The 24044-nt window shown below is 71.9% G+C and carries 20 protein-coding genes and 1 pseudogene; 10 read left to right on the top strand and 11 right to left on the bottom strand.

Annotated elements, in window-relative coordinates; translation table 11 throughout:
* Positions 1-833: pseudogene (locus ACFU8Q_RS20505) on the bottom strand (hypothetical protein); the annotation flags it as partial.
* A 124-nt stretch (positions 834-957) separates the two neighbouring features.
* Positions 958-2871 carry a BTAD domain-containing putative transcriptional regulator gene (locus tag ACFU8Q_RS20500; RefSeq protein WP_384455754.1) on the bottom strand — a complete coding sequence of 638 codons (1914 nt, stop codon included), beginning with the start codon at positions 2869-2871 and terminating at the stop codon, positions 958-960.
* 588 nt (positions 2872-3459) lie between these two features.
* Here ACFU8Q_RS20500 and ACFU8Q_RS20495 point away from each other — a divergent pair.
* The 3 genes from ACFU8Q_RS20495 (at position 3460) to ACFU8Q_RS20485 (ending at position 7437) form a co-directional block, all read left to right on the top strand.
* Complete coding sequence (locus tag ACFU8Q_RS20495) at positions 3460-4470, top strand: LuxR C-terminal-related transcriptional regulator (RefSeq protein ID WP_384455751.1); 1011 nt, start codon at positions 3460-3462, stop codon at positions 4468-4470.
* 184 nt (positions 4471-4654) lie between these two features.
* A complete protein-coding gene (locus ACFU8Q_RS20490) occupies positions 4655-6502 on the top strand; it encodes a gamma-glutamyltransferase family protein (protein ID WP_384455748.1) in 1848 nt (615 codons plus the stop codon).
* A gap of 107 nt (positions 6503-6609) precedes the next feature.
* The gene (locus ACFU8Q_RS20485; protein WP_384455745.1) at positions 6610-7437 is read left to right on the top strand and encodes an inositol monophosphatase family protein; all 828 of its coding nucleotides are present in this window, start codon (positions 6610-6612) and stop codon (positions 7435-7437) included.
* Between the two features lie 56 nt (positions 7438-7493).
* Here the strand turns inward: ACFU8Q_RS20485 and ACFU8Q_RS20480 are convergent, their stop codons facing one another.
* A complete protein-coding gene (locus tag ACFU8Q_RS20480; RefSeq protein ID WP_384455757.1) occupies positions 7494-8297 on the bottom strand; it encodes a nucleotidyltransferase domain-containing protein in 804 nt (267 codons plus the stop codon).
* A gap of 159 nt (positions 8298-8456) precedes the next feature.
* Between ACFU8Q_RS20480 and ACFU8Q_RS20475 the strand changes: the two genes are divergently transcribed.
* Both ACFU8Q_RS20475 and ACFU8Q_RS20470 read left to right on the top strand, forming a co-directional pair.
* Positions 8457-9872, top strand: a complete 1416-nt coding sequence (locus ACFU8Q_RS20475) for a phytoene desaturase family protein (RefSeq protein ID WP_384455742.1) — start codon at positions 8457-8459, stop codon at positions 9870-9872.
* 104 nt (positions 9873-9976) lie between these two features.
* Positions 9977-10513 carry an O-acetyl-ADP-ribose deacetylase gene (locus ACFU8Q_RS20470; RefSeq protein WP_384455739.1) on the top strand — a complete coding sequence of 179 codons (537 nt, stop codon included), beginning with the start codon at positions 9977-9979 and terminating at the stop codon, positions 10511-10513.
* A gap of 413 nt (positions 10514-10926) precedes the next feature.
* Here the strand turns inward: ACFU8Q_RS20470 and ACFU8Q_RS20465 are convergent, their stop codons facing one another.
* The gene (locus ACFU8Q_RS20465; RefSeq protein WP_384455736.1) at positions 10927-12132 is read right to left on the bottom strand and encodes a PstS family phosphate ABC transporter substrate-binding protein; all 1206 of its coding nucleotides are present in this window, start codon (positions 12130-12132) and stop codon (positions 10927-10929) included.
* 275 nt (positions 12133-12407) lie between these two features.
* On the opposite strand from ACFU8Q_RS20465, the gene ACFU8Q_RS20460 reads away from it, so the two are divergent.
* Together ACFU8Q_RS20460 and ACFU8Q_RS20455 are read left to right on the top strand one after the other, a co-directional pair.
* A complete protein-coding gene (locus ACFU8Q_RS20460) occupies positions 12408-13880 on the top strand; it encodes an AlkA N-terminal domain-containing protein (RefSeq protein ID WP_384455733.1) in 1473 nt (490 codons plus the stop codon).
* A 227-nt stretch (positions 13881-14107) separates the two neighbouring features.
* Positions 14108-14632: a methylated-DNA--[protein]-cysteine S-methyltransferase gene (locus ACFU8Q_RS20455; RefSeq protein WP_384455730.1), complete on the top strand. Its 525-nt coding sequence runs from the start codon at positions 14108-14110 to the stop codon at positions 14630-14632.
* 109 nt (positions 14633-14741) lie between these two features.
* Here the strand turns inward: ACFU8Q_RS20455 and ACFU8Q_RS20450 are convergent, their stop codons facing one another.
* On the bottom strand, positions 14742-15326 hold the full coding sequence (locus tag ACFU8Q_RS20450; protein ID WP_384455727.1) for a TMEM165/GDT1 family protein: 585 nt from the start codon (positions 15324-15326) through the stop codon (positions 14742-14744).
* 339 nt (positions 15327-15665) lie between these two features.
* Here ACFU8Q_RS20450 and ACFU8Q_RS20445 point away from each other — a divergent pair, with 339 nt between their 5' ends.
* A complete protein-coding gene (locus tag ACFU8Q_RS20445; RefSeq protein ID WP_384455724.1) occupies positions 15666-16070 on the top strand; it encodes a (2Fe-2S) ferredoxin domain-containing protein in 405 nt (134 codons plus the stop codon).
* 136 nt (positions 16071-16206) lie between these two features.
* Here ACFU8Q_RS20445 and ACFU8Q_RS20440 read toward each other — a convergent pair whose 3' ends face one another.
* From ACFU8Q_RS20440 to ACFU8Q_RS20430, 3 genes are all read right to left on the bottom strand, one after another.
* The gene (locus ACFU8Q_RS20440) at positions 16207-16956 is read right to left on the bottom strand and encodes an NAD-dependent deacetylase (RefSeq protein ID WP_384455721.1); all 750 of its coding nucleotides are present in this window, start codon (positions 16954-16956) and stop codon (positions 16207-16209) included.
* A gap of 59 nt (positions 16957-17015) precedes the next feature.
* Positions 17016-18242: a hypothetical protein gene (locus tag ACFU8Q_RS20435; RefSeq protein ID WP_384455718.1), complete on the bottom strand. Its 1227-nt coding sequence runs from the start codon at positions 18240-18242 to the stop codon at positions 17016-17018.
* Between the two features lie 209 nt (positions 18243-18451).
* Positions 18452-18946 (bottom strand): NUDIX domain-containing protein, encoded by a 495-nt coding sequence (locus tag ACFU8Q_RS20430; protein WP_384455715.1) that lies wholly within the window; start codon positions 18944-18946, stop codon positions 18452-18454.
* Positions 18947-19077: 131 nt separating this feature from the next.
* Here ACFU8Q_RS20430 and ACFU8Q_RS20425 point away from each other — a divergent pair, with 131 nt between their 5' ends.
* Complete coding sequence (locus tag ACFU8Q_RS20425; RefSeq protein WP_384455712.1) at positions 19078-20193, top strand: glycerate kinase; 1116 nt, start codon at positions 19078-19080, stop codon at positions 20191-20193.
* Positions 20194-20307: 114 nt separating this feature from the next.
* Here ACFU8Q_RS20425 and ACFU8Q_RS20420 read toward each other — a convergent pair whose 3' ends face one another.
* The 3 genes from ACFU8Q_RS20420 to ACFU8Q_RS20410 all read right to left on the bottom strand — a co-directional run bounded on the left by ACFU8Q_RS20420 (position 20308) and on the right by ACFU8Q_RS20410 (position 22815).
* Positions 20308-20802 (bottom strand): SRPBCC family protein, encoded by a 495-nt coding sequence (locus tag ACFU8Q_RS20420; protein ID WP_384455709.1) that lies wholly within the window; start codon positions 20800-20802, stop codon positions 20308-20310.
* 129 nt (positions 20803-20931) lie between these two features.
* Positions 20932-21870 carry an MASE1 domain-containing protein gene (locus tag ACFU8Q_RS20415; RefSeq protein ID WP_384455707.1) on the bottom strand — a complete coding sequence of 313 codons (939 nt, stop codon included), beginning with the start codon at positions 21868-21870 and terminating at the stop codon, positions 20932-20934.
* A 102-nt stretch (positions 21871-21972) separates the two neighbouring features.
* Positions 21973-22815 carry a PP2C family protein-serine/threonine phosphatase gene (locus ACFU8Q_RS20410; protein ID WP_384455704.1) on the bottom strand — a complete coding sequence of 281 codons (843 nt, stop codon included), beginning with the start codon at positions 22813-22815 and terminating at the stop codon, positions 21973-21975.
* A 144-nt stretch (positions 22816-22959) separates the two neighbouring features.
* Between ACFU8Q_RS20410 and ACFU8Q_RS20405 the strand changes: the two genes are divergently transcribed.
* Positions 22960-23991, top strand: a complete 1032-nt coding sequence (locus tag ACFU8Q_RS20405; RefSeq protein WP_384455701.1) for a zinc-binding alcohol dehydrogenase family protein — start codon at positions 22960-22962, stop codon at positions 23989-23991.
* The last annotated feature ends 53 nt before the right edge of the window (positions 23992-24044 follow it).

Genomic DNA, 24044 nt, shown 5'->3' with positions numbered 1-24044 from the left:
ACCTCGGGGGTGTAGCGGTGGAAGCTGCGGTCGCTCTCGTCCGCCTCGGCGACGAACAGCTCGCCCTTGCCGTGGTGCGCGTTGCTGCCCGGGCCGTCCAGGTCGCCGCCGATGGCGTAGGAGGGGTGCAGCACCGTGCCCGGGACGCCGGGGCCTCCGGCGGCCACGACGACGTCGTACCCCTCGTACGCCGCCCAGCCTGCCGGGCCGCTGCCCGGCTCCGGCAGCACCGACAGCTCGACGGGGCAGTCCTGCTCGGCCAGTTCGGCCGCCTCCTGATGGACCGTCGCGAACTCTTCGGGCGTGCTGTCTCCGGAGCCGTCCACGAGGGCGGCGTCGACGGCGACCGTGGCGCAGCCGTTGCGGATCAGGGACAGCGCGCACCAGCGGGCCACCGGGCCGTCACCGAGTACGGCGACCCGGGTGGCGCGGAAGCGGGCGAACCGGGCGTCGGCGTCGTCGGCGTAGTGGTCGAGGTAGGCGATCTGCTGGGCGAAGCGGGCGGCGGCGGCCGGCGCGGTCGCCAGGGACGCGGCCGACTCCCGCGGATCCGGCACCGGGCGGGCGAAGTCACGCGCGTAGAGCGCCTTGACGAGCTCGCCCACCATGGCCTTCTGGCGTTCCCCGAAGCCCTCGCATATCTCCTCGACGGATCTGCTGCCGTCGAGGTGGGGGACGAGGAGCGTGGCGAACCGGTAGCCGGACTTGGCGGTGAGCTGGAAGCCGCCGTCGGCGTTGTGGAAGATCACGCCGGTCGGCGTTTCGGTGAACAGGACGTCGCGACGGACTCGTGGCCGGGTTCCGGCGATCTCTGCGTACGGCGTGGTTGTCATGCGTGCTCACACCTCTGGTTCTGGGGGGCGGGTGGCCCGAGGGGCTTGGGCCGGTTCGGGGGGTGTCTCGGGGAAGGTTCCGGTGAGGACGAGGCCGGCATGCCGGGAGGCCGACGGCTCGCCGTCACCGCAGTGCGGCCGGCCTTTTGCTGTCCACCGGGGGGATCTCCGCATGCCGTGGCGGGCGCAGACGGGCGTGGGCGTGGCCGGCGGAATGGGCCGTCGCACGCCTTGCGTGGGCCCGCAGCAGGTCGTGCATCCAGAAGACGCCGGGCCGTTCCTCCTCCAGGAGGCCCGCGTCCAGGAGTCGCTCCAGCACCTCCTCCGCCGTCTCCGGCGGAATGCCGAGGACGTCCGCGGCCAGGCCGGGGGTGAGCGGTCCGTGCGTCGTCGCCCCGAGGCGAAGATGGGCCTCGGCCAGCTCCGGAGGCAGTCGCTTCAGGGCCTCGTCCAGTGTCAGCGGCACGGACATCTGGGGATCGTCGGCCAGGCTGAGCCGGGCGGGCAGGTTGCGTCGCAGCGAGTCGGCGCAGTCGGCCAGCCGCAGCCGGGGCCGGGTGAGCAGCCGGGCGGCGGCGATCCGCAGGGCGAGCGGATGGTGCCCGCACACGGAGGCCAGTAGCAGTGCCGCCGACGGCTCGGCCTCGACCCGTTCCCGGCCGAGGACCGAGGTGAGCAGGGCGTGCGACTCCTCCGGTTCGAGGGCGCCGAGCCGGTGGACGGTGCCGCCGTGCGTGGCGATGAGCGCGGCCAGGCCCATCCGGCTGGTGACGATCGCGGCACCGCCCGCGTTGGCGGTCAGCAACGGACGGACCTGGTCGGGGTGGATGACGTCGTCGAGGACGAGAAGCGCGGGGCCGTACCCGGCGTCGGATTCCGCGGGCAGGGAACGGCGGAGCTCGTCGGCGGCTTCCTGCGCCGGGCGTGGGGTGCCGTCGGGGCGGGTCAGCGGCAGCAGCAGGCAGCCGCCCGGATAGTGGCCGCCCACCAGGTGCGCGACGTGCAGTGCCAGGGCCGTCTTGCCGATGCCGGGCGCTCCGGAGAGCATCGCCACCGGAGCGCGCGCCGGAACGTCCCCATCCGGTACGCCGGACTCCCGGCCCGATGTCAACAGGCCCACCAGGGAATCGACTTCACGCTTCCGGCCGGTGAAGGAGGGCACGGTGGGGAACGCGGCCACGGATGCCGCCGCGCCGCCGGGACCTCCGGGGCGGTGGTCCGGCTCCGGCTCCCCGTCGTCCAGGGAGGTCCGCGGCGCGGTCGGCGCGAGCGACACGGGGGCGCTGCCCGTGTCCAGGGGTCCGATGTCGTCGCCACGAAGGATGGCCAGCTCCAGGCACTGCAGTTCGGCTCGGGGATCGACGCCGAGCTCCTCCCGCAGGTGCTCCTTGATCCTGCGGTACTCCGCGAGCGCCTCGCTCTGCCGTCCCGTCCGGTAGAGAGCCAGCATCAGCTGCGCCGCGAACCGTTCATGCGCCGGGTATACGCGCGTAACTTCCCATAGATCAACGAGTGTTTCGCGGCAACGGCCGTACTTCAGCTCGATGTCGCAGACCCGCTCCAGAACCCTCAGGCGCTCCTCCGCCAGCCGCGGCACCTCGTCCCGGTGCAGCAGGTCGGAGGGGACGTTGGCGAGCAACGGCCCCTGCCAGAGGGCGAGTGCGGCCCGCAGGGTGTAGAGCTCGGACTCCTCTCCGGACGCGGCGGCCCGATCGACGAGCTGACGGAAGTGCAGCAGGTCGAGGGTTTCGGCGTCGGCCTGGATGCGATAGCCGCTGGCGACCGCCGTGACGGCCTGGTCCTCGATGCCGTACTTGGCGAAGATCCGGCGCAGCCGCAGGACACAGCTCTGGAGCGCCGCCTTGGCCGTCGTCGGCTGCTCCTCGCCCCAGACGACGTTGCGCAGATGGTCGGTGGAGACCACGGATCCGGGGCGGATGAGCAGCGCGGCAAGCAGCGCGGTCGGCTTGGAGGGCGGGAGAACCACGACGTCCCGGCCGTCCGTGATGCTCAGCGGGCCGAGCAGTTGAAAACGCACTGTCGTCTGCCTCCCCCGCGTGCCCGCCTCGGCCCGTCGAGCCGTCGGTGACGTCGTAGCGCGCCTCCCGTGCCGCTTGTTGCCGACGGAAGGTGTCCGGGGGGTTGCTGGGTTGCGGGAGGCCGGACGGGTGCCACGGGCATGACCGGGCCACCGGGGGATGCGGCGGCGGAGGAGGAGACCGCGCGCATGGTGGGTGCGGTCGCTGCGCCGGTCTGGGTGATGACGGCGAGGAGGGTCCCGGCCGGCGCCGGGGTCCCGAGGGTCAGACGTGGGCTGGCATGACGATGCGGCATGTGGGGAGCCCTTTTCGGTCACTGTTGGCGAGCAGTCGACGATGGCGAGTTTGTACGGAGGTGATGCATCGGTGAAGGTCGGGCGGGTGGACCGATGAGGCCATGGCCCCTTCCGTCCAGCCTCCGAACTCCTGGTCGGGCCCGAAAGGATCGCCACCGAAAGGCCCTCTGTCCCAGGGCGTCGAGCCGTGCCATGATCTTTGCCGAACCTTAACCGGGCAGTTGTGGAACGGACTTCATTTCCTGCGGCGATGGCCTGAGCGGGGCGCAGGGCCCCAGGCGAGGAGGGACGATGCTCGACCCCTTGGGACTGGACTCCACGACGGAAGCCGTGTACCGGGCCATGCTCGGCGACCCTCGTGCGAGCCGGATGGAGCATTCCGCACGGCTTGAATTGACGCTCGACCAGTTCGACGGCGCGGTCAAGCAGTTGGCGGACCTGGCGCTGATCCGTCCGGCCGAGGGCGCTGATCCCCAGCGTGTACACGTGGTCAACCCCCGGCTCGGCCTGGAGATGTTGCTGGCCCGGCAGCGAGCCGACCTCGCGGCACGCAGGCAGCAGTTGGAGGCGGGCGAGGCCGCGGTGGCCGAACTGCTCTGCCGGCTCACCCCCATGCCTCCGGTGTCCGGCGAGTCACCGGTCGCGCACCTCGACGGTCCGGACCACGTACGGGACTACACGGCCAGGCTGTACGAGGAGGCGGAGGAGGAGATCATCGCCTTCGCGACGGGCGGCGCGCGGGCCGAGGAGGACCTGTATGCCTCCCGTCCGCTCAGCCGGCGGTTACTGGCCCGCGGGGTGCGGATGCGCACGGTTCACCTCGACAGCATCCACAACCACCCGCCCACAGTGGCGCACGTGTCCTGGCTGGCCTCGATCGGCGGTGAGATCCGTACGGTGCCCTCCCTCGATATCCGCATGATCCTCACTGATCGCCGGCGCGCTCTGGTGACCGCCCTGGACGACCAGGACTCCTCGTTCGGGGCGCTCGCCGTGACCGGGCGGTGGCTCATCACGGCGCTGGAGGCCTTCTTCGAAAGCGTCTGGGAGCGGGCCGAACCGTTCAGCCGGGCCGAGAGGCACGGGGACCATCAGCTGACCGGTCAACAGCACGAGAGCCTCCGGCTCCTGGCGCGCGGCTTCACGGATGAGGCCATAGCCAAACGTCTCGGCGTCTCCCCCCGTACCGCCCGCCGCATCGCCACCAGCCTCCTGTCCCACCTCGGCGCCCGCAGCCGGTTCCAGGCGGGGGTCCACGCGGCACAACGGGGTTACCTGCCCGCCGACGGCCCGAGGTCGTGACGGAGCCGTCCGCGCGCATCCGGTTCGTGCCGGAGGAGGGCCGGAAGCGGCGTGGGTCGATCGATAGTCTGCTCGACGGTCGGGACGGCGGAGGAATGGTTCCGAACTGCCTGGATTCCGACCAGGCAGTTCCGTGAGCGCCAGTTGTGCCTCCGCATTCGTTCAAGTGACAAGGAACCATGGCATGTTCACCACTCGTCCCACTCTCCAGGGCACTTTCGGCATGGCGTCCTCCACCCATTGGCTCGCCTCGCAGTCCTCGATGGCCGTACTGGAGGACGGCGGCAACGCCTACGACGCCGCCGTCGCCGCCGGATTCGTCCTGCATGTCGTCGAACCGCACCTCAACGGCCCGGCCGGAGAGGTGCCGATGATCCTGGCGCCGAAGGACGGTGAGGTCCGGGTGCTCTGCGGCCAGGGCCCGGCCCCCGCCGGTGCCACCGTCGCCCATTACCGTTCCCTCGGCCTCGACCTGGTCCCCGGCACCGGCCCCCTCGCCGCGGCCGTGCCGGGCGCCTTCGACGCCTGGATGCTGCTGCTGCGCGACCACGGCACCAAGACCGTCGCCGAGGTGCTGCGGTACGCGATCGGGTACGCCGAGGACGGCCACGCACCCGTCGAACGGGTCGGCCAGACCGTCGAGACCGTCCGCGAACTCTTCGAGACCGAGTGGCGGTCCTCCGCCGACGTCTACCTGCCCGGCGGCAGGTCTCCGCAGCCGGGCGAGCTGTTCCGCAACCCCGCACTCGCCGCCACCTGGCGCCGGCTGATCGCCGAGGCGGCGGAGACCGGCGGCGAGGACCGCATCGCCCAGATCGACGCCGCCCGGCGGATCTGGCGCGAGGGCTTCATCGCCGAGGCCCTCGTCCGCCAGACCGCCCGCCCCACCATGGACACCAGCGGCTCCCGCCACACCGGCACCCTCACCGCCGCCGACCTGGCCGGCTGGTCCGCGTCCTACGAGGCTCCCGCCACGTACGACTGGAACGGCTGGACGCTCGCCAAGGCGGCCGGCTGGAGCCAGGGCCCGGTCTTCCTCCAGCAGCTCGCCCTGCTCCCCGCCGAGCTGCCGCGGTACGGCTCCGCGGACTACGTCCACCTGCTCATCGAGGGCTGCAAGCTCGCCATGGCCGACCGCGAGGCCTGGTACGGCGACGCCGCCGACGTACCCCTCGACACGCTGCTCTCGGAGCCGTACAACGCCGAGCGCCGCGCCCTCGTCGCCGACAAGGCCTCGTACGAGCTGCGGCCCGGCAGCCCGGACGGCCGCACCCCCGTCATCAGCGGACACGCCCACGCCGTCGCCTCCGGCGCGGCCGGCTTCGACCCCCTGGGAATCCCGACGGCGGGCGTCGGCGAACCGACGGTCGCGAAACACGGCGCCGCTCTCGACGCCACCGAACCGACCGTCTGCAAGGACGGCGCGACCCGGGGCGACACCTGCCACATCGACGTGGTCGACCGCTGGGGCAACATGATCTCCGCCACGCCCAGCGGTGGCTGGCTGCAGTCCAACCCGGTCGTGCCGGAGCTCGGCTTCCCGCTCGGCACCCGGCTCCAGATGGCCTGGCTCGACGAGGGCCTGCCGAACTCCCTCACTCCCGGCCGCCGCCCACGCACCACCCTGACCCCGTCCCTCGCCCTGCGCGACGGCGTCCCCGTCATGGCGTTCGGCACGCCCGGCGGCGACCAGCAGGACCAGTGGCAGGTCCACTTCTTCCTGGCGGTCGCCCTGCGCGCCGAGGTCCGCGGCGGCCTCGACCTCCAGGGCGCCATCGACGCCCCGAACTGGCACAACGACAGCTTCCCCGGCTCCTTCTTCCCGCGCGGGATGCGCCCCGGCAGCGTCACCGTCGAGGCGGGCATGGACCCGGAGGTCGTCGAGGAGCTGCGCCGTCGCGGCCATGACGTCACCGTCGGCGCCCCGTGGTCCGAGGGGCGGCTGTGCGCCGTGGCCCGCGACCCGGAGACCGGAGTGCTCTCCGCGGCGGCGAACCCGCGCGGCATGCAGGGGTACGCCGTCGGACGCTGACCGGCCACCTTCCCGTCACGCAGGGGTATGCCGTAGGACGCCGACCGGCCACCTCCCCGTCATGACCAGGTCGCCGGCTCCCCGCCGGGCCGTGATTGGCTGGGGGCATGATCGATGAATTCCTTGCAGGGGACCTGACCGACGTCGAGGTGGCGGTCCGCGCAGCGGCCGCCGCCGAGATCATGCCCCGCTACCGCCGGCTCGCCGCGCACGAGATCGTCGAGAAGAGCGGCCCGCACGACCTCGTCACCACCGCCGACCGCCTCGCCGAGGAACACCTCACCGCTGCCCTGTCCCGGCTCCTGCCCGGCTCGGTGGTCGTGGGCGAGGAGGCGGTCCACGCCGATCCGAAGGTGTACGACGCCCTGGGCGGCGACGCGCCGGTGTGGATCGTCGACCCGGTGGACGGCACCCGTCAGTTCGCCCGCGGCGAACCGGGCTTCTGCACCCTGGTCGCCCTCGCCCACCACGGCGTACTCCTCGCCTCGTGGACGTACGCCGCCGCCCTGGACGAGATGGCGAGCGCGGTCCGCGGCCGCGGGGCCACGCTCGACGGCAAGCCGATACGGTCCGGCTCGCCCGCACCCGGCGCCGTTCTGAAGGTGGCGATGTCGCATCCCGACTACACCACCGATGCGCAGAAGAACGCCCTGCTCGGCCTGCGCACCGACGGCATCGACGCCCGGCCCTGTGGTTCGGCGGGCCTCGAATACCTCGCCGTCGCGCGCGGCGAGCAGGACGCGGTCGCCTTCACCTGGGAGTACGCCTGGGACCACGCGGCAGGGCTGCTCCTGGTCACCGAGGCGGGCGGCGCGCAGGCCACGCTCTCCGGCGCGCCGTTCCGCATCACCGGCGGCAACGCCCTGCCGTTCACGGCGGCCCGCGGCGAGGCGACCGTCGAACGCGTCCTCAAGGCGCTGCGCGAGGGCGTCTGACCGCCCCGCTCACACCACGCCGCCGCCGTGCCCGGCCACGCACCGCAGTGCGGCGATCACGGTCGGCCCGTGCCCTCCGCGGCGCCCGTGGCGAGCGCCGACCGTACGTCCCGTACCAGCTCCGCGGCCCGCTCCACCGCCGCGGCGTCCAGCCCCCGCAGCGCCGAGTCGATCCGTCCGGCGAAACCCACCGGCGTGTCCGGCAGGGCGGCCGCCGCAGCCGACGCACCCTTCTCGTTGAGACACCAGGCGCGGTGGTGCGCGTGGAGGGACTGCGCGAGGATCCCGAACGCCCGCGACAGGCACAGGGCGACATGCAGCGCGTCACCGGTGGGGGCCGACTTGCGGGCGGCATCCACCGAGAAGTCGGCTTCCCACGCGGCTTCGACGAGCGCGGTGCGCAGCGGCTCCGGATAGGTACGGGTCTCCCGCTGTAGCCTCGTCAACTCGCCCCCGGGATCGGCGAGTACGCGGCCGATTGCGACCTCCCCGGGATACGCGGGCGACCAGAACCCCAGCGGATGCCCCGGCTGCACGCCCACTTCGTAACGTCCCTCGCGGCAGTCCGCCCAGACCGCCTCCACCCGGTCCAGATCGCGCAGGATCCAGTCCACCGGGACGCCGTCCACCCGCAGCCACGCCCCGCCGTCGACCCACGGACCCCAGCCGCCGGGACCCGCGACCTCGGCCGGGGAGCCCTGCGCTTCGGACGCCAGCGCGGTCAGCGCGGCCAGGTCGGGAGTGCCCCGGTAGTACACGCCCAGATCCCAGTCGGAGTCCGGACGGTGGGTGCCACGGGCCCGGCTGCCGCCCAGGGCGACGGCCCGGATGCCCGGCAGCGTGCCGAGCCGGGAAGCCATGTCCGCGATACGGGCGGGAACGCCCGCGTCGGGGCCCGTCGCGGGCGCGGCCGGGGAGTTCGGTGTATTCATCGGGAGGCGACCCTACCCGCGGCCGCACTGTCGGTGCCTCGGAATATCCTGGGTGTCCTGGCCGTCGGCTGACGAAGGAGTCCGAAGGTGCCGTCGATGCTTGATGCTGTCATCGTGGGGGCGGGGCCCAACGGACTGACTGCCGCGGCCGAACTGGCCCGCCGCGGCTTCGCCGTGGAGGTCTTCGAGGCGGGCGACACCGTCGGAGGCGGCGCCCGTACCGAAGAGCTCACCCTCCCCGGCTTCCGCCACGACCCCTGTTCCGCCGTCCACCCGCTGGGCATCGGCTCGCCCGCGTTCGCCAGGATGCCGCTCGCACGGCACGGCCTGGAATGGCTCCAGCCCGAGCTGGCGCTCGCCCACCCGTTCCCGGACGGGTCGGCCGCCGTGCTCACCGGTTCGGTGGGGGAGAGCGCCATGTCGCTCGGCGCCGAGGACGCCGGGGCGTACCGCAGGCTCGTCGCCCCGTTCCTCGGCCACTGGGACACCCTCGCCGAGGACTTTCTCCGCACCCCGTGGGACGGGCTGCCCCGCGACCCGTACCGCTGGGTGCGATTCGGCCTCGACGCGCTCCAGCCCGCGACGCTGCTCTCCCGCCGCTTCCACGGTGAGAAGGCGCGCGGTCTGTTCGCCGGGCTCGGCGCCCATGCCATAGCTCCCGTCAGCGGCCTGGCCACCGGCGGGGTCGCCCTGCTCTTCGCCCTCGCCGCGCACGAGAAGGGCTGGCCGGTGCCGCGCGGCGGCTCGCAGGCCATCTCCGATGCCCTCGCCTCGTACCTGCGCGAACAGGGCGGCACGATCCGTACCGGTACGGAGGTCAAGCGCCTCGACGAACTCCCGCCCGCCCGCGCCTACGTCTTCGACACCTCGCCGACCGCCCTCGCCCGCATCGCGGGGCTGGGCCACGCGTACCGCGGTTATCGGTACGGAGCGTCCTGCTTCAAGATCGATTACGCCCTCTCGGGCCCCGTCCCCTGGACCGCGAAGGACGCTCGCAGGGCCGGAACGGTCCACGTCGGCCCCACGGCCGGCGAGATCGACGCCGCGCTGAGCGCCGCGGTGGCGGGCCGCGACCCGAGCGTGCCGTTCCTGATCACCGCGCAGCCCAGCCTGATGGATCCGTCGCGCGCACCCGAGGGCCGGCACGTCTTCTGGGCGTACGGACACGTCCCGGCGGGCTGGGAGGGCGACGCCACCGACGTCATCGAACGGCAGCTGGAGCGCTTCGCTCCCGGCTTCCGTGATCTGGTGCTCGCCCGAGCGGTCGCCGGGCCGCCCCAACTCGCGGCGCGCAACGCCAATTACGTCGGTGGCGACATCGCGTGCGGCGCGTTCTCCGGCCTCCAGACGGTGATCCGTCCCAAGCTCGCACGCGTGCCGTACGCGACGGCGCATCCGGCGGTGTTCCTGTGCTCCTCGGCCACCCCGCCCGGACCGGGCGTGCACGGAATGTCCGGCCACCACGCGGCGAAGGCGGTCTGGCGGCGGCTGCGGGCGGCCTGAGCGGCGCGGCTCGTCGGGAGCGCGCTGAGCCCGGCCGGAACTCCACGGTGCCTTCGGGGCGCCACGGGCAGTCCCGCCGACGGTGACACGGCATCATGGGCCGCATGCGCACACCCGAGGCCGTCACCGTCACCCTGGTACGCGGTGACATCACCCAGCAGTCCGCCGATGTCATCGTCAACGCGGCGAACTCCTCACTGCTCGGCGGCGGCGGGGTCGACGGAGCGATCCACCGGCGCGGTGGCCCGGAGATCCTCGCCGCCTGCCGGGAGTTGCGCGCCTCGCAGTACGGAAAGGGCCTGCGTACCGGCCAGGCCGTCGCCACGACCGCCGGAAAGCTCGACGCCCGATGGGTGGTCCACACCGTGGGCCCGGTCTGGAGCAGCGCCGAGGACCGGTCCCTGCTCCTCGCGTCCTGCTATCGCGAATCGCTGCGGGTGGCAGCGGAGTTGGGGGCACGTACCGTCGCCTTCCCCGCCATCTCGACCGGGATCTACGGCTGGCCGATGGACGACGGGGCGCGCATCGCCGTCCGTACGGTGCTGGAGGAGGCCGCCCCACCCGTCGAGGAGGTGCGGTTCGTACTGTTCGACGCGCACGCGTACGCGGAGTTCGAAGAGGTCCTGGCGGCGCAGGGCTGACGGGCACGCCGCGTCCGCCGAACCGCGTCGGTCCGAGACCGCGTCGGTCCGAGACCGCATGGGTCCGAGACCGCATGGGTCCGAGACCGCATGGGTCCGAGACCGCATGGGTCCGAGACCGTATGGGTCCGAGACCGCATGGGTCCAAGACCGTATGGGTCCGAGACCGCATGGGCGGGTCCGGCGAACGGCCGCAACTTGTGCTGATACCTGCGCTGTTACCTGTGCGCGTTTTCCCGCGTGACGGGGTGACATGGCGCAGCCCCGGTGATCGGATCGATCGCCGGGGCTGCGTCCTGCCTGCCGGGCCGGCCGGTGCCGTGGCTGCGACCACCGTCCGGCCCGGGGTTTTCAGGTCCGCGTTACGAGTTCGGCGTGCTCGTGTTCGCAGAGGGGCTGCGGGCGAGGAGCGATCAGGGTGCGGTGTCGAGTGCGCCGAGGCTGTCGCGGGTCTGGCCGGAGCGCAGCGGCAGGAAGGTCTGCTGATCCGAGACCACCTGCTGGCCCTGCTTGCTGAGGATGAACCGGAGCAGTTCCTCCATGACCGGGTCCAGCTGCTTCCCCGGCTGCTTGTTGGCGTTGAAATAGGTGACCCGGCTCAGCGGGTACGCAGCCGAGGCGACGTTCTCGTACGTGGGGGCGTATGCCGGGTCGCCGGCGTGGTCACTGAGCGAGATGACCTTGACCGCCGAGTCGACGTAGGCCATCCCCGTGTATCCGATGGCATAGGGGTCCTCGGAGACCGCCTTGGAAAGGTTGAAGACGGTCTTCTCCCAGTGCACCGCGGGATCGGCGGGAGTCGTGCCGTCCGTCACCCCCGGACGCCACTCGCCGCGCTTGCCGTCGTTGTCGAGCACCCGCTGGCGGACGAACTCCTCGAAGCCGTTCCACGGCTGGATGCCGACGATGTGGACCGGCTTGTCGGCCCAGTCGCCGGTCGCACCCAGGTCGCCCCAGGTGGTGGCGGCCGCGCCGCCGCGGTTGTGGGTGGTGGACAGCACGGCGTCGAGCTGGTCGAGGGAGAGCTTGTCCACCGGGTTCTTCTTGTTGACCATGAAACCGACCGAGTCCAGGAAGCCGAAGTGCCGGTAACTCCCCCCGGATATCGGGATGCTGAGCGGGTCGTAGCCGAAGGCGTCGTGGAAGCCCTCGATGTCGGTCGGCTTCAGTTCGCGCGATACGAAGACGCAGTCGAGCTTGCCCTTGATCAGTTCCAGGGCGCCGAGGCTCCCGGCGTACGGCGGGTTCACGCTGATGTGGACCTTGGGGTACTTCTTCTCGAATTCCTTGATCCACTTGTGGGAGAGATCGGCGAGTACGTCCGAGGCGGCGCACTCGTAGTCACCGTGCAGCGAGTTCTTCGGCTTGGCCCGGTACGTTCCCAGGCCGGTGTCGAGTATCGGCTGGAGAAGTTCAGGGGTGGGGAGGGGGCGGCCGTTCGCCTTGTTGTACTCGTCCTGCTCCGGGGTCTGCGGGGTCACCTTTGCCTGCGGTGCGACGGCCCAGGTCGTCAGGTTGTCGGCATGGTTGTCGGTGCTGGCGAGACTGGTGACGGTTCCGGCCGCCGCGAGCGCGGCGGTGGCGGCCAGTGCGATTGCCGCGCGAGCTGTACGTTTCATCGATGGTCTCCCGGATGTGGGTCCGAAGGGCATCCGGGGACGAACGCTCCGTACCCGGATGCCTGTCCTGCGATGGCGACCGGAACGCTAGAGCCGGGCACCCGGAGGGGGCCAGAAGGGTGCCGTTAATGCTCATTGATCATCCTTTAGATCATTCTGCTCAAGACCGGTCACCGCGTCGCCCGCTCGCGCGGGACTCGAAGAGACCCTGGCAGCGCGAGGTTGATGTCGGATTTTCGCGAGCCCCCAGGTGCCGGGTGGCCGATGCTTGAACCATGCACACCGACACCGAGCGCTGCGTGCGGGCCGTCCAGTCCAAGGACGCCCGCTTCGACGGCTGGTTCTTCACGGCGGTCCTGACCACCCGGATCTACTGCCGCCCCAGCTGCCCCGTCGTACCGCCCAAGGTCGAGAACATGACCTTCTACCCCAGCGCCGCCGCCTGCCAGCAGGCCGGGTTCCGGGCCTGCAAGCGGTGCCGGCCCGATACCAGTCCCGGCTCCCCCGAGTGGAACGCCCGCGCCGACTCCGTCGCCCGTGCGATGCGACTCATCCGGGACGGTGTCGTCGACCGTGAGGGCGTCCCCGGTCTCGCGGCCCGGCTCGGCTACTCCGCCCGGCAGATCGAGCGCCAGCTGCTCGCCGAGCTGGGGGCGGGTCCGCTCGCCCTGGCCCGCGCGCAGCGCGCGCAGACCGCGCGGCTGCTGATCGAGACGACCGCGCTGCCCATGGCCGAGGTCGCGTTCGCCGCCGGGTTCTCCTCGATCCGCACCTTCAACGACACCGTCCGTGAGGTCTTCGCGCTCGCCCCGGGCGAGCTGCGCGACCGCGCCGCCCGGTCCGCGGCACCGTCGCCCACGCCCGGCGTGATCGCGCTGCGGCTGCCGTACCGGGCCCCGCTCAACCCGAGCAACCTCTTCGGCCACCTCGCCGCGACCGCGGTCCCCGGCGTCGAGGAGTGGCGCGACGGCGCCTACCGCCGCACCCTCACCCTCCGGTACGGGCACGGCATCGTCGCCCTCACCCCGCACCCCGACCACATCGCCTGCCGGCTCTTCCTCACCGATCCGCGCGACCTCACCCTCGCGATCAGCCGCTGCCGCTGGCTGCTCGACCTGGACGCCGACCCGGTGGCCGTGGACGACCAGTTGCGCGCCGATCCGCTGCTCGCCCCCCTGGTCGACAAGGCGCCCGGCCGACGGGTGCCGCGTACCGTCGACGGTGCGGAATTCGCCGTACGGGCCGTGCTCGGGCAGCAGGTCTCGACCGCTGCCGCCCGCACCCACGCCGCCCGGCTGGTCACCACGCACGGCGGCCCCGTCGACGATCCGGAGGGCGGCCTCACCCATCTCTTCCCGACCCCCGAGGCCCTCGCCGGGCTCGACCCCGAACAGCTCGCCCTGCCGCGCAGCCGCCGTGCCACCCTCACCACTCTCGTCGGCGCACTCGCCGACGGCACGCTGCGGCTCGGCACCGACACGGACTGGGAGAAGGCCCGGTCCGAACTGGCCGCACTGCCGGGCTTCGGGCCCTGGACCGTCGAGGTGATCGCGATGCGGGCGCTCGGCGACCCGGACGCCTTCCTCCCCACCGACCTCGGCATCCGGCGTGCGGCCGAGGAGCTCGGCCTCCCGTCGACGCCCGCAGCGCTCACCGCCCGCGCTGCGGCCTGGCGGCCCTGGCGGGCCTACGCGGTTCAGTACCTCTGGACCGTGGACGATCACCCCATCAACCACCTGCCCGCATAAGACCGACCGGCAAATGGGGGGCGGCGTCGCGGGGCTGGGACCGCGCATCTGCGGCGTTGTCGTCAATCACCAACGCTCCTTCCCCAAGCTCTCGGCTTCGCTCGAACAGGGGAGACCCCATCTGCACATCTGCCTCGATCCTCCGCCTTGCAGCTGCACGCACCCAGCCCCGCTCCTTCTCCCACCCCCCCAATTCCGGTCGGTCCAAGCACGTTGGGAAGTCACCCATGACCGCGACGCACACCCGTACGGCGACCCGGCAGCACACGGTCGTCGACAGCCCGTACGGTCCGCTCACCCTCGTCGCCACCGGCGGCGTCCTCGCGGGCCTCTATATGACCGGCCAACGGCACCGCCCGCCCGAGGAGACCTTCGGCGAGCCCGACCCGCGCCCCTTCACGGAGACGATCCGCCAGCTCGACGCGTATTTCGCCGGTGAACTGCGCGAGTTCGACCTGCCGCTGCACCTCGACGGCACGCCGTTCCAGCGCAGCGTCTGGGAGCAGCTCCGGCTGATTCCGTACGGCGAGACCCGCTCGTACGGCGAACTGGCCGAGCTCCTCGGCAAACCGGGCGCCTCGCGTGCGGTGGGCCTCGCCAACGGCAAGAACCCCGTGGGCATCATCGTCCCGTGCCACCGCGTCATCGGCGCCTCGGGCAGCCTCACCGGTTACGGCGGCGGGCTCGACCGCAAGCAGCGGCTGCTGGCCTTCGAGAGCGGCATGCAGGACGACACACCGGCGCTCTTCTGACACCGCCGAACGCGCGGAGAAACGTGAAGGACGGGCTTGGAGAACCAAGCCCGTCCTTCACGGCCGTGCGGCGGCAGGGGCAACGGTGCGCCCCGAAGCGGCCCGGACGTCAGCCGACGAAGATCTCCACGACGGTCCAGATCGCCAGCCCCAGCATGCAGACCCCGCCGATCCGCTGAACCGTCTTCAGCGGCACCCGCTTCGCGATGAACTGCCCAGCCAGCAGCGCCAGCGCCGAGACGGACATCAGGGCGGCGGCGGACCCGATCGCCGTGGACCAGGTGCCGTTGCTCGCGGCCAGGTTGGCCGTGGTGATCTGGGTGAGGTCGCCCCACTCGCTGATGAAGACCGCCATGAACGCGGTCGAGTAGACCGGCCAGAAGCCGGTCACCGTCCTGGTGCCGCCCTCCTCCTCGTCATCGCCGCCGCCGTTGCGCAGCAGCATGAACGCCCCGAACGCGAAGAGGGAAGCCGAGACGAGCTTGACGATCCAGTCCGGCAGCAGCCCGATCAGGCTGCCCGCCCCGACGGCGATGGCGACGTGCACGATGAACGCGGACGACGTGCCGAACCAGACATACAGCGGTCGCATGCGGGTGCCCATGGCAAGCGACGCGAACATCGTCTTGTCCGGGAGCTCCGCGAGGAAGATCAGCCCGAAGGCGGTGAGTATCGCCAGGGGGTCGAGGTGCATTCCGGGTGGCTTTCTGTGAGAGCCGGGCCCCGGGGCCTTCGCGAAGCGCCACTCGGGCTTTTCGGAGGACCACTCGGCCCGGCATGACGTCAGCGCCCGCGGGGCGCGGGCGTGTCATACCTGACCGAAGGTCTCGCCCGCCCGTAAGGATCTACAGGCCCGGCCACCGGGAACCCGAGGGCTCCAGTGTGTCGACGACCGGTTTGCGGGGCTACTCCCCTTCGCAGCCCTCAACTCTACCCCACCGGATGGCGGGGGGAGTGCAGGTGTTCGATCCGGTGGCAGCTATCGGTACAGTCCCACGGTGATCATCCGCGCCGACACCGGAGGCGTTCCCGTATGAGCCGCCGCACCCGCAAGGCCGCCCCGGCCCGGGGCACGCCCCGGCCCACCGTCAGTGTCTGCCGCGGCTGCTGCTGCGGCACGGCGAAGATCCCGGACGTAGACCACGCCGGCCAGCTCGCCGAACTGCGCCGCTCGCTCGGCGAGACCGCCACGGTCCGCGCCGTGGAGTGCCTGGACGCCTGCGAGCAGGCCAACGTCATCGTCGTACAGCCCTCCGCGGAGGGGCGCGGGGCGGGCGGCCGCCCGGTCTGGCTCGGGCTGGTCAACGACCCGGACGCCGTGAACGACATCGCCGCCTGGGTCGGGGCGGGCGGCCCGGGCCTGGCGGACGTGCCCGAGATCCTCGACCTGTACACGTTCCGCCCGTCGCGTCGCGTACAGCGGGAACTCGACCACTAACGCGTACAGCGGGAACCCGACCACTAAAAAGTGCTGGAGATCCCGGCCGGGCCGCTACGCCGCCGCGGGCTCGACCATCAGCAACAGACGGTCGCCCGGGGGCCAGGACGCGGTGGATGGCCGTACCCGCGTCCACTCAGCCACGGGAGTCCGGGCTCGGGTCCGGGGCGGCGCCCAGCCGCGCCAGCAGCGTGGGAAGCGCCGTGCCGATGGGCTCGCGGATGGTCTCCTCGGCCAGTTCGTCGTACGGCGTGGGCTCCGCGTTCACCACGATCAGCCGCGCCCCGTTGTCCACCGCGATGCCGGCCAGCGACGCGGCGGGCTGCACCTGCAGCGTCGTACCGACCGCGATGAACACCTCGCAGGCCTTGGCGATCGACATCGCCTCGCCCAGCACCACCGGATCGAGCCGCTCACCGAACATGACCGTCGCCGACTTCAGGATGCCGCCGCAGACCGTGCACGGCGGGTCGGCCTCGCCCGCCTCGACGCGAGCCAGTGCCTCGGACATCGGAGCGCGGGCGTGGCAGCGGGTGCAGACCGTCTCGCGCGCGGTCCCGTGCAGTTCGAGGACCTTGCGGGCGGGGAGGCCGGCGAGCTGATGCAGACCGTCGACGTTCTGCGTGAGCACCCGCACCGGGGCGCCGGACCGCTCCAGCTCCGCCACCGCGCGGTGGGCCGCGTTCGGCTCGGCACCCCAGGTCGCGCTCGTGCGGCGCATTTGCCAGGAGCGGCGGCGGATCTCCGGATCGGCCATGTAGAAGTCGTACGTGACGAGCTTCTCGGCCTCCGGATCCTTGCGCCAGAGCCCGCCCGGGCCGCGGTAGTCCGGGATGCCGGAATCCGTGGAGATGCCGGCGCCGCTGAGGATCGCGACGAGAGTCATGGCACGAGCCTACGCAGCGCCGGCCGGCACCCGCGAGGAATTTCCGCGCGAGGCGGACGTCAGGCCGCGGGGCCGCCAGGGCCGGGCGCCGCGGGGCCGACAGGGCTGAACGGTGACGGGGTCCGGCCCGTCCAGGTGTTCAGCACGGCGCGGGCGGTCTGCTTGGTGACGCCGCCCTCCTTGACCGTGCCGCTCTGCGCTACGTAGAACCGGCCGTCGTCGAGCGAGATCAGCCCGTACTGGCCGTACTGCCCCGGCGCCGGCCACCCGTACGTACCCGTCGCCGCATCGTGCGCACCCTCGCGCAGTAGCGGGAGCAGCAGGCCGCGCTCCGGCTTCTGCTGCCCGCGTACGGAGCCGCGTACCGGCTTCTTCGCACCGTCCAGAGCGAAGACCGAATAGTTGGGGAAGCCCGGCTTGATGCCCTTGTAGGCGGCCATCAGCCAGTTGCCGCTGTACCCGTCGTACTCCAGGTTCTGCACGCCGTACGTGGTGTTCCCGGTGTACGCGAAGAACTTGCCGTCCACGTGTGCGGGGCCGCTGGTGTGCGGGGCCGACTCGGTCAGCGGGCGCTCGTACTTCTTCCACCGTGTGACGTCGTACTGGAGCAGCACCTGGTGGTCGTTGTCCGTGCGGCCGGCGTTGGCGTACACGCCGTACGCGACCGTCAGCTTCCGCTCACCGAGCTTGCCGCGCCGGTCGCCGAACGCCGGGCCGAACGCGACGCCGTCGATGCCGCTGCAGCCGTACCGGTGGTCGGGCGTATCGGCCGTGTCGCCGTCGAAGACGCCGTCGCCGTTCATGTCGGCGGTGAAGTCCTTCACGACCTCCTTGAGATAGACGGTCGAGACGACACCCGTGGACTGGGCGTCCATGTCCATCCGGGTGATGCGGTCGACGTCCAGGATCGCGATGTAGAAGGACTTCGCCTCCTTGTACTCCAGCGAGCCGTAGACCCTGCCGTCCTTCTCGTTGAAGTCCAGATCGCCGAGGTGGCCGGTGAATCCGGTGACCGAGCCGACCGGGTTGCCGTCGAGGTCGGTCTTGACCAGCAGATTGGTCATCGAGAAGTACATGAAGCCCTTGCGGCGGTCGATGGCCATGCCCTGGACATGCCCCGACTGCCAGGCGCCGCCGTCGACCGACAGCGGCACCCGGCGGTGTGCGGCCGGGGCCGATGCCGGCTCCGCGGTGGCGGTCGACGCCGTGGCGACGACGGTCGTACAGGCGAGCGTTGCGGCGATGGTGGCCAGCAGCCCGCCGAGGTGCCCCGTGTGCGTACGCATGATCCCTCCGCTGTCGTGGAGTTCGGATGATGCCGGTCGAGCGTGCACTGCGGACCAATGACACATGAACTCGGATGTCCGGCAGCCGCCGACCGGACTATCAGTTGACGGCACGTCAAGACAACGGGACGCAAAGGGGCATGAGGGAACGCAACGGGAATATGGGTCGGCGGCCCGAAAGGTCGGCCGTCCCCGGGCGGGCCGACAGGTCAGCCGTTCACCGGTCGGCCGTCCTCCAGCTCCACCGTGCCGCCACCGGAATCGAGCGCGTCCAGCGCCGCCCTCAGACGCAGCGCGAGACCGCCGAGCAGATAGCGGCCGAGGTCGTCGGGCGCGACCAGTTCCCAGGACAGGAGCTCCTCCTCCGGCAGCCGGATCGCCTTCAGCTCCGCGTCGCCCAGCACTCCGCCGTCGTACAGATACGCGGCGATCGGCGGCCGCATCGGGCCGCGCGCCCAGTCGACCGCGAGCAGCCGTCCCGGCTTGCGGTCGAGCCCGATCTCCTCGGCCGTCTCGCGCCGCGCGGCCTGACGCGGGCTCTCGCCCTCGTCGGATTCAACGGTTCCGCCAGGTAGCGCCCAGCCGTCCCGGTAGCTCGGCTCGACGAGCAGCACTCGCCCGTGGACGTCCCGGAACACGGTGGCCGCGGCGGCCAGGACCCGGGGGAGCCCCGCGATGTAGGTGGCGTAATCAGTGGTGGTCACGCGGGCAGCGTAGTGCGGGCGGTGCCGGAGTGAGACGGCTCTGGGCAGCGGGTATGCGCTGCCGATAGGGTCGGGGACGGCGCGACTGCCTGTTCGAAAGCAAGGGATGCAAGGTGGCGGACGGAGCAGTGATGGAGACCGCACGCGTGCTCGTCGCGGCGGACAAGTTCAAGGGCTCGCTCACGGCTGTACAGGTCGCGGAGCGAGTGACGGCCGGGCTGCGGCACGTCGTGCCCGGGGTGCGGGTCGAGACCCTGCCCGTGGCGGACGGCGGCGACGGCACGGTGGCGGCGGCGGTGGCCGCCGGGTTCGAGCGCCACGAGGCGCGGGTGACCGGGCCGCTCGGGGACCCGGTGACCGCGGCGTACGCGCTGCGCGACACCACAGCCGTGGTGGAGATGGCCGAGGCCTCGGGACTCCAGCACCTTCCCGCAGGGGTGTTCGCCCCGCTCACGGCCACGACGTACGGCTCCGGCGAGCTGCTGGCCGCGGCGCTCGACGCGGGCGCCCGCACGATCGTGTTCGGCGTCGGCGGCAGCGCGACCACGGACGGCGGTGCCGGCATGCTGGCCGCGCTGGGCGCCCGTTTCCTGGACGTGGACGGCAAGCCGGTCGGCCCGGGGGGTGGTGGCCTCGCCGACCTGGCCGAGGCGGACCTGTCCGGCCTCGACCCGCGCATGGCCGACGTCGACCTGATCCTCGCCAGCGACGTGGACAACCCGCTGACGGGCCCGAAGGGTGCTCCCGAGGTCTACGGCCGCCAGAAGGGCGCGACCGAGGAGGACATCGCGACGCTCGACGCCGCGCTCGCCCACTACGCGTCCGTTCTGGGCCCGGACCAGGCCCGGCTGCCCGGAGCGGGGGCGGCGGGCGGCATCGGCTACGGGGCGCTGGTCGCCCTCGGCGCCCGGTTCCGCCCAGGCATCGAAGTCATGCTCGACGTCCTCGGCTTCGCCCCCGCCCTGGCACGTGCCACGCTGGTGATCACCGGAGAAGGCTCGCTCGACGAGCAGACCCTCCACGGCAAGGCCCCGGCGGGCGTGGCCGCGGCTGCCCGCGCCGCGGGCATCGAGGTCGTGGCGGTCTGCGGCCGCCTCGCCCTGCCGCCGGAGGCACTGACCGGCGCGGGCATCAGCCGCGCGTACGCCCTCGCGGACCTGGAACCGGACCCTGCGGTCTCCATGGCCCAGGCAGGACCGCTGCTGGAGCGGGCGTCCGAGGCGATCGCGCGCGACTTCCTGCTGTAGCACGCCCCCGGTTACGACCGTGGATCGCCGGACGGGGCAGCAGACCAGGCCCGTCCGGCGGTCGATCACCCGCGTCCGTCCGGCAGGTGAGGAGGGACCACCCGCGCGTCCGCGTCACCCCACGGACGGCTCGGCCCCCTGATCACCACCCGTGTCCGCGTCAGGATGCTCCCCATCGGCGAGCAGCTCCGCCAGGATCCGCAGCTCCGTCGGCAGGTCACGACGCCACGCCATCATCACGAACGGGGCAAGGATGATCATGCCGCCGTCCAGATGGGGCTTGACCGATACGTTGACCATCGTTCCCCGTCGGCTGGGACTCAGCCGGAACTCCAGTTCCGGCGAGTGGCGCCCCAACGGGGTCCACATGCACGCACCGCGGAACGCCAGGTACTCGACCGGTGAGCTCGCGGTGCACGTGAGGCGGTGCGCCCGCCGCCTGCCCGGGAACTTGCAGGTGTACTCGTCGCCGAGTTCCGTGGTGATCGGGCCCTCGATCACGTGATCTATGCTCGACGACCACACGGCCAGATTCCGCGGATCCCGTAGGAACGAGAAGATCTCGTCGGCGGGGCGGGACACATGGACATTCGCTGACACACGGGGCATGGCTCCACCTCTTACGGCGACCGGTCGCCCGAAGTCTCGGCGTCCGGTAGCCCTCGTCGCGGTGCCGTCGCCCCTCAGCCTGCTGCGGATCGGGGGGCCGCGCACGCTTCGCACGACCGTTGGAGTGAATCAGGTGTCGAGTCGTGCCACTTTCTCGGAGAGTTGCTGGCAGAGTCGCTTGATTTCCTGATATGTGCGCTTTCGTTCCGTGACGGCCGCGGCGAGGAGCAGAGCGGTGAGCGAGACCGCTCCGTTGAACGCCTGGAGCGTGATCATGTTGCTGAGGAGACCGTGGTGCGCGAAGGGGCCGGTCATCCGTCCGGCGGCGAGGATCACGAACACGGACACGCCGAGCGCGCAGCACGCGGCGCCCGCCCGTTCGAAGCGGAACGCGGCCCAGATCAGGAAGGGGAACACGAGGAAGAGGAGCGAGGCATGGGAGGTGTCGGTCGCCAGGAGGGTCACGCTCGTTGTAAACACCACCAGCGCGACCGCCTCGGCCCATCGGGGCAGGCCGACACCGTGCGGCAGCCGGGCCCTGCGCAGGACGAGAAGGAACGGCGTGACGACCATGACGCCCATGGCGTCGCCCGTCCACCAGACCGACCAGGTCGGCCAGAAGCCCCCGGCCGGGAGCGCCCCCGACAGAACCAGGATGCCGCTGCCCACGGTCGAGCTGATGAGCATGCCGCCCAGCGCACCGAGGAAGACCAGGGCCAGCGCGTCCCGTAAGCGGTCGAGCTCGTCACGGAAGCCGGCCCGGCGCAGCAACAGGCAGGAGCAGATCGGGGCCAGGGTGTTTCCCACCGCGATGATTACTACGGGCAGGGCGGAAGGCCCGATGAACACGTTGGCCGCGAGGGCGCCGAGCGCGATCCCGGGCCAGACGCGCAGACCGAACACGAGCAGGGCCGCGACCGCGATCCCGGTCGGTGGCCACAGCGGCGTGACCTGGCCGCGCACCAGTTGCTGGAGCAGCCCCAGGCGGGCCGTCACGTAGTAGCAGACGGCCACCGCCAGGATCGTGAGGGCCGTGGCCGCGTGCCGCCGGAGCTGTGCGCTGTCCACCACAGCAGCATCAGACACCACACCCGGGTGCCCCGACCGCTCTGGCACGCCGGAGCCACGCCGACGCCATACCCGCGCGTCGGACGGACGCTGCGCATCCGGCTAACCGGTGCCCGGCGCACCGTCGTGGCGGATACCGTCGTAGCGGATGACGAGGACAGCGGCGTCGTCATCATGACCGGTCAGGTCCGCCACCCGGATCACCCGTGCGGCGAGCTCGGCGGGATCCGTCGCGTCCGCCGTGCCGACCAGCGCGGACACCGTGGCCAGTCCCTCGTCGATCGGGTAGGCCGGCCCTTCTACAACCCCGTCGGTGACCAGGACCAGGAATCCGGACCGTTTCATCCTCCGGCGGGTCACGGGGTACTGCTGGCCGGGCAGGATCCCCAGGGGAACGCCGCCGACGTCCAGGGAGATGCCGGATTCGCCGTCGTCGGTGCCCCAGATGATCGGGACGTGTCCGGCCCGGGCGATGGAGAGCGCACCGCTCTGCGGGGCGATGCTCAGCAGGCAACAGGTCGTGAACAGGTCGCCGCCCAAGGAGATCAGCAGATCGTTGGCGCAGGCCAGTACCTGTCCGGGGTCGTCCGTGACGCTGGCGAGGGCCCGGAGACTGGCCCGGGCCTCACCCATGAAGGCCGCGGCCTCCACCCCGTGCCCCTGCACGTCACCGATGGCGATACCGGCGACCCCGTCGCGCATCGGGAACGCGTCGTAGAAGTCACCGCCGACAGCCAGACCGTCCTGCGAGGGCGAGTAGCTGGCCGCGATCCGGATCCCCGGGAAAACGGGCAGCTCGGCCGGGAGCATGTGCCGCTGCAGCGCCATGCCCAGCTCCGCCCGGGACCGCTCGATCCTGATGTTCTCCAGCGCCTGATCGACCAGGCGCCCGAGGGTGACCAGCAGCTCCTGGGTGCTGTCCGGTGCCCTGTGGTGTCGGTGCATGACGTTCCCGCGCGTGTGGGTGCGCCCCTGGTGAAACCTTAGCCCTCCTGACGGCGGGCGCAGCACGCCACGGATGCGGCACGGCCCCGGCGCACGCGATCGAGGCCGGTTGCCTCCGCGCCCGCGCCGCCGCACGCTGGACTTGTGGCTGTTCCCGCGCCGGCCCCGGCCGAGCAGACCGGCTGGGCCGTCCAGACACCCGGTCCGATCGGCACCGGGCCGTTGGCGCGCGTACGGCGCGGCGTGCCGGTTCCCGGCCCCGGGGAACTGCTGATGAACGTGGAAGCGTGCGGCGTCTGTCGTACGGATCTCCATCTGGCCGAGGGCGATCTCCCGCCGCACCGACCCGCCACCGTCCCCGGCCACGAGATCGTCGGCCGGGTGGCGGCCCTCGGCGACGGATCCGGCCTCTTCCGTGTCGGCGACCGGGTCGGTGGAGCCTGGCTGCGCGGTACGTGCGGGAGCTGCCGGTACTGCCGGAGCGGCCGGGAGAACCTCTGCCCCCGGTCCGTCTACACGGGGTGGGACGCGGACGGCGGCTTCGCCGACACCGCACTGGTTCCGGAGGCGTACGCCTACCGGCTCCCGGACGACCAGGACGCCGCCCGGCTCGCCCCGCTCCTCTGCGCGGGCATCATCGGATACCGGGCCCTCAGGCGCAGCGCGCTGCCCGAGGGCGGGCGGCTGGGTATCTACGGCTTCGGCGCGTCCGCCCACCTCGCCGCCCAGGTGGCCCTCGCCGAGGGTGCTACCGTTCACGTGCTGACCCGCTCGGCGCGGGCACGCGAGCTCGCCCTCGATCTGGGGGCCGCATCGGCGGGCGGCGCCTACGACCGCCCGCCGGAACCCCTGGACTCGGCGATCCTGTTCGCCCCCGTCGGCGACCTGGTGCCGGTGGCGTTGGAGGCACTGGACCGGTCCGGCACGCTGGCCGTCGCCGGAATTCACCTGTCGGACGTTCCCGTGCTGAACTATCAACGCCATCTGTTCCAGGAGCGCAATCTGCGCAGCGTCACCTCCAACACCCGCGAGGACGGCCGCGAATTCCTCGCCCTGGCGGGGCGCGTGGGCATCCGGGTCACGGTGAGCTCCTACCCGCTGAGCAGGGCCGACCAGGCACTGGCCGACCTGGCGGCGGACCGGGTGAACGGGGCCGCCGTACTCGTACCCGGCTGAGAGCCACCGGGCCGGACCGACCGGCGGATACGTGAGGGCCCCGGGTGCTGGGG

The organism is Streptomyces sp. NPDC057543 (assembly GCF_042801895.1).
Taxonomy (GTDB): Bacteria; Actinomycetota; Actinomycetes; order Streptomycetales; family Streptomycetaceae; genus Streptomyces.
This window is presented reverse-complemented; position numbering and strand designations above follow the sequence as displayed.

What these genes read in the sequence shown, in the direction of transcription:
- ACFU8Q_RS20495 (WP_384455751.1), top strand. Translation starts at nt 3,460, where the DNA reads ATGCTCGACCCCTTGGGACTGGACTCCACGACGGAAGCCGTGTACCGG.
- ACFU8Q_RS20490 (WP_384455748.1), top strand. Translation starts at nt 4,655, where the DNA reads ATGTTCACCACTCGTCCCACTCTCCAGGGCACTTTCGGCATGGCGTCC.
- ACFU8Q_RS20485 (WP_384455745.1), top strand. Translation starts at nt 6,610, where the DNA reads ATGATCGATGAATTCCTTGCAGGGGACCTGACCGACGTCGAGGTGGCG.
- ACFU8Q_RS20480 (WP_384455757.1), bottom strand. Translation starts at nt 8,297, where the DNA reads ATGGCTTCCCGGCTCGGCACGCTGCCGGGCATCCGGGCCGTCGCCCTG.
- ACFU8Q_RS20470 (WP_384455739.1), top strand. Translation starts at nt 9,977, where the DNA reads ATGCGCACACCCGAGGCCGTCACCGTCACCCTGGTACGCGGTGACATC.
- ACFU8Q_RS20465 (WP_384455736.1), bottom strand. Translation starts at nt 12,132, where the DNA reads ATGAAACGTACAGCTCGCGCGGCAATCGCACTGGCCGCCACCGCCGCG.
- ACFU8Q_RS20460 (WP_384455733.1), top strand. Translation starts at nt 12,408, where the DNA reads ATGCACACCGACACCGAGCGCTGCGTGCGGGCCGTCCAGTCCAAGGAC.
- ACFU8Q_RS20455 (WP_384455730.1), top strand. Translation starts at nt 14,108, where the DNA reads ATGACCGCGACGCACACCCGTACGGCGACCCGGCAGCACACGGTCGTC.
- ACFU8Q_RS20450 (WP_384455727.1), bottom strand. Translation starts at nt 15,326, where the DNA reads ATGCACCTCGACCCCCTGGCGATACTCACCGCCTTCGGGCTGATCTTC.
- ACFU8Q_RS20445 (WP_384455724.1), top strand. Translation starts at nt 15,666, where the DNA reads ATGAGCCGCCGCACCCGCAAGGCCGCCCCGGCCCGGGGCACGCCCCGG.
- ACFU8Q_RS20440 (WP_384455721.1), bottom strand. Translation starts at nt 16,956, where the DNA reads ATGACTCTCGTCGCGATCCTCAGCGGCGCCGGCATCTCCACGGATTCC.
- ACFU8Q_RS20435 (WP_384455718.1), bottom strand. Translation starts at nt 18,242, where the DNA reads ATGCGTACGCACACGGGGCACCTCGGCGGGCTGCTGGCCACCATCGCC.
- ACFU8Q_RS20425 (WP_384455712.1), top strand. Translation starts at nt 19,078, where the DNA reads ATGGAGACCGCACGCGTGCTCGTCGCGGCGGACAAGTTCAAGGGCTCG.
- ACFU8Q_RS20420 (WP_384455709.1), bottom strand. Translation starts at nt 20,802, where the DNA reads ATGCCCCGTGTGTCAGCGAATGTCCATGTGTCCCGCCCCGCCGACGAG.
- ACFU8Q_RS20410 (WP_384455704.1), bottom strand. Translation starts at nt 22,815, where the DNA reads ATGCACCGACACCACAGGGCACCGGACAGCACCCAGGAGCTGCTGGTC.